The organism is Micromonospora sp. H61, assembly GCF_018070325.1.
Taxonomy (GTDB): Bacteria; Actinomycetota; Actinomycetes; order Mycobacteriales; family Micromonosporaceae; genus Micromonospora; species Micromonospora salmantinae.
Genome location: NZ_JAGPXY010000150.1, coordinates 1 through 4,145, shown reverse-complemented (window position 1 = coordinate 4,145; position 4,145 = coordinate 1). Strand labels below are relative to the sequence as shown.

Genomic DNA, 4,145 nt, shown 5'->3' with positions numbered 1-4,145 from the left:
GACATCCCGTGCGCCTGCTCGATCGCACCGGCAGCCAGGTGGCACAGGAGGAACCGTTCGACCGGGCTGACCCCCAACCGGGTCAGGTGCAGGTAGGTGTGGTTGAGCACCAGTTTGTAGCTGAGGAACCACTCGGTGGCCGCTGTCTGCTCCTGCCATGCGCTGCTGGCGAACAGCTCCCGATGGAACGGGCTGACCTGCGTCAAGTCGACGATCTCGATGTCGGCGTCGACCGGTGGCTCCTGCTCGGTCAGCAGCCCCGAGCTGACCAGCCGGCTGGCCCGATCCCGGTGCGGCCGCAGCACGTCGACCCAGTCACGCACGTACGGCACCGCCGATGTCGTGCCGTCCAGGTCGGCGACAACGGCCCGGACGCGGGTGACGAGCGCCGCGCTGCGCCGGTGGTAGTGCCGGTCCCAGGCCTCGCGCAGGCCCTCCCCCTCCGGGTATCCGTGCAGAAACGCCTCGGCGTGCGAGCGGAACGAGAGGCCGCCGCGGGCTATCCCGACTCCGGACAGCGCGTGCGCCGTGGCGATCATGAGATCGAACGCGATCGCAAGCCGCTGGCCCCCGAAGGCGATGTCCTCGGTCATCTGGAAGGCCAGGTCGGTGGTGTTCGAGTAGAAGTCCGTCAGCAGCCGGGCCGACGTGGCCTCGGACGGCACCGGGTCCGCCTCCGTGGTGAGGTTCAGTGAGTTGTCCGGGTACCACGGCAACAGGTCGCCGCTCACCGACTCCAATTCGGCCAGGCGCCGGTGCATCGGCAGGTGTTCCTGCGGATCCAGGCGTGCCGTCGACGGCCGTGCGGCCAGGAAGCGACCAACCACCTCCTCGACCGTGGGACGGACGAGCGTCTCCAGGAGGCTTGGTGTACAGCGTATGTAGAGCCGCACGTGCGGGCCGTGCAGCCAGTGCCGCAGGTAGTACATGGAGTCGACCTGGTGGCGGAGCCGCCGCGTCACTGGCCGGATCGCTTCCAGGATCAGCGAATTCTTGTCCTCGGCGTGGTAGTAGACCTGGAAAGAGTGCCAACGCACGGTTCACTCCCCTTCCGCGAGCGCCATCACGGCCGCCCCGGCGAGCTGACGCAACGAGATCTCTGCCGGCAGGGTGACGGCGAGCCGGTTGCAGATCAGGTGCGCGCAGATGTCGATGACGGTCAGCGCCGACGTGTCTGGCCTCGCGATCACCAGGCCTCCGGGGCCTTCCCAGCCCGAGACGGGCGGCGTCAGTGCGCCTCTGTCCAATTGCTCATCGAGTGCGTCCCGCAGTGCCGCGACCGAACGGGCCCAACTGGCGAGCGTTCCCGGGTCGGTGTGCCGGCTGCTGACCGTCACCAGGGCACGCATCCGCTGTGCGATGGACACCGCCGCGCCGAGTTGCTGCGCCGACGGCTTCGGCAGTTCGAAGGGTGCCACCGCGTCGTCGTACCTGGGTCCGGATCCGACCCCCTCACGCAGGCGCACCGGGTCGGGTTCGCAACTCAGCCAAGCGATGAGGATCATCGCGTACGCGGCGGTCGACCGCTCCTGCGGCGACGCACCCTGCCGCAACAGCCGCATCGCCAGCGTGCTCGACTGCACGAAATGCCGCTCCACCGCTTCGATCGCGGCGCCGTGGCCGTAGCGGTGGTGCTCCCGCCGGTACGGGACGTGGATCACCGAGTCGTTCGGTTGCAGCGCTGCGAACCCCAGCTCGACCTGCTCCCACTCGGCCAGCATCGCCGCGCTCTGTGCGTACGTCTCCTCGGTCATCACGGGGTTGGAGGGATGGTCCCGGAAGTAAGCGCCCAACCGTGTGTCGATCGCTTCCCTGACCTCATCGGCCTTGACGCCGGGGGCCGGCAGCACCCGCAAGCGGAGGTGCGGCCCGCCGTCCCAGTACCGCAGGTAGAACCAGCCCTCGGCCCGGCCGCCGGAGGTCAGCTCGGTCACCAGCGGATCGATCGCGTCGACCAGCAGACGGTCCTGGTCGCCCTGGTAAAAGGCGTGTGCGCTGACCCAGTCGGTCTCGTCCATCTCACCCTCGCTCCGTAATCTCGACGAGGTACTCGGCGACGGTCGACTCACCGGCGAGCGCGGCGCCGCCACCCGGAACAGGCAGCGCCTCCTCGAACACCATGACCGGACCCGGTGCCCGTAGCATCCGTTCGAAGACCGCGAGCAGATGCCAGTTGGCGAAGTCGATATAGACAGGCTTGCGCGATTTGTCCAGCACCCACTTGCCCCACGTGTCATCCCCCGGGTCAGTTCCCCACAGCCCGTCGGTCCACATCCGGACATAGCAGCGGTCCGGAATTCCGTGGCTGCGCAGCCAGCCGACCAGGCGCACCAGATAGTCGGCATCGGCCTCCGCCTTGTGCCGGGTGGGTACCTGACCGGTCGGCACCCGCCACCGCGCACGACGCAGGATGATTCGGCCGGCCTCCACTCTCGGATGGGTGGTGAGCCGATCGGGAGGCATCAGGTCGGCGCCACCGGCCAACGGCGAGAAACTGGGGTGGAGGTAGTAGGTCACCCCGAACGACCAGCTGAGGAACTGGGCGATCGGCGGCAGTAGGACATCGGCCATCATGCCCAGGTGTAGCGGCACGACCTGCCGCCCCAGCCTCGTCGAGACGAGATTGACCAGGCCGGTCGCCGAATCGTGGACCGCGACCAGATCCCCCAACGGCAGCCGTTCATCGGCGGACCGTCCGCTGACGGTGAACGGGTAGTCGATCTCGTAGTCGGTGCTGACCGTACGTGCGTTCAACGCCGACGAGAACGTCCCGCTCAACTCCGCGAAAATCGGTCCACCGGACGCTTCGGACCAGGCCCGGCTCGGCGGCACTGATCCCCCGGCCAGAGTGGTGAACCGCGTCGTACGACTGCGCCCGCGCCCGTACCCCGAATGCGCCACGTTCAACGCCAGCGCGAGCTGGCCCCCTCGCTCGACCACCTGCACGTAGCAACCCAGGGACCCCGGCAGCGTGACCCACCGCGGCCACCCGGCCGTCATTGCCCGCAGATTCTCGGCCGGGGTACGGATGACGCCGTCTACCTCCACCGCGCCGAGTACGCCCTGCCGGGCCGTCTCCTGGAGCTGGCCCAGATCCCGGAGCCTGCCCAGCGGGCTGGTGGCCAGCGCGGTGCTGTTGGCCAGCGGCGACGCGCGTAGGAACTGCGCAACCTCCTGACCGGCGGCGGACCCGTCCGCACGAGACATCTCCTCGTGCACCGCCCGGCACAGCTCCAGCACCGGCACCCGTGCGCCCGCACCAAAGAGCTCCCGGAAGTAGACACCCAGCGCCAGTCGCAGCGGCAGCGCCGGGTCGAAGACGGCAAGCCACCCCCGCACCGCGTCGAGATCCTCCAGCGCCGGACGCCACCGTCCGGTAGCACACTCCACCGACGGGTCACGAAACACCGCGTTCTCGTGGTAGACCGCCTTGCTCATCTCGGCCACCGGCTGGAAGGGCAACCCGAGACGGTCAACGATGTCGCCGACAGCGTCACGGAGCCGGTCCTGGCGGGCGCAGTGCCCGTCGACGTCCTCCACCGGCACCGGCAGACTGACCTCCGTCCGCAGCCGGTCCAGCAGCACCGCGACGTCGGCCAGGTCCTCGCCCCCGTCGGCGAGGACCCAGGCGATCAGATCCGACAACGGATCGAGGGCCTGGTCCGTCACCGGTGGTTCGAGGATCAGTAGCCCGGCCCGCACCAGCGCATCCAGGAACGGCCGAATCTCGCCGCGGGTCCTGGCGCCGGAGACGAGCCGTTCCTGCAGTCCGCGCAGCGTGCCGGGCGGACCTTCTTCGACAATGCGCAGGCCGGCGCGGATTGCCGGGGTTTCCGGCATGGTCACGATCGGCTCACGGGGCGGCAACCCGGAAAAGGTGATCTTCCCTGCCGACATGGTCACACTCGGGTTCGCCCGTACCCACAGCGACGCCTTCAGCGCGGGGATCTCACGCAGGGCGCGGATCACGCTCTGCAGCAGAAAACCATCCAGCTCCAGGAGCCCGCTGACCGACGCCTTGGCGAACACCTCCGGGGCCGAGCCGTTGACCCAGGCGCCCAGGCCACTGATGGTGAAGGTGCTGTACGGGCTGGTCTTGGCGGCCGCGCGGCCCACGTACTTCGCCAACCGGGCCAGACTCTGCG

At 69.0% G+C, this 4,145-nt stretch carries 3 protein-coding genes; all 3 read right to left on the bottom strand.

Annotated elements, in window-relative coordinates:
- A partial coding sequence (locus KBX08_RS32335; RefSeq protein ID WP_210787550.1) for a thiopeptide maturation pyridine synthase occupies positions 1-1,037 on the bottom strand: 1,037 nt, incomplete at its 3' end.
- Between the two features lie 3 nt (positions 1,038-1,040).
- Entirely contained in the window at positions 1,041-2,090 is a 1,050-nt protein-coding gene (locus KBX08_RS32330) for a lantibiotic dehydratase C-terminal domain-containing protein (protein ID WP_210787549.1), read from the bottom strand.
- Positions 2,020-4,145, bottom strand: a 2,126-nt coding sequence (locus KBX08_RS32325) for a lantibiotic dehydratase (RefSeq protein ID WP_210787548.1), incomplete at its 5' end; no start/stop codon positions are given. The genes KBX08_RS32325 and KBX08_RS32330, both read right to left, overlap by 71 nt.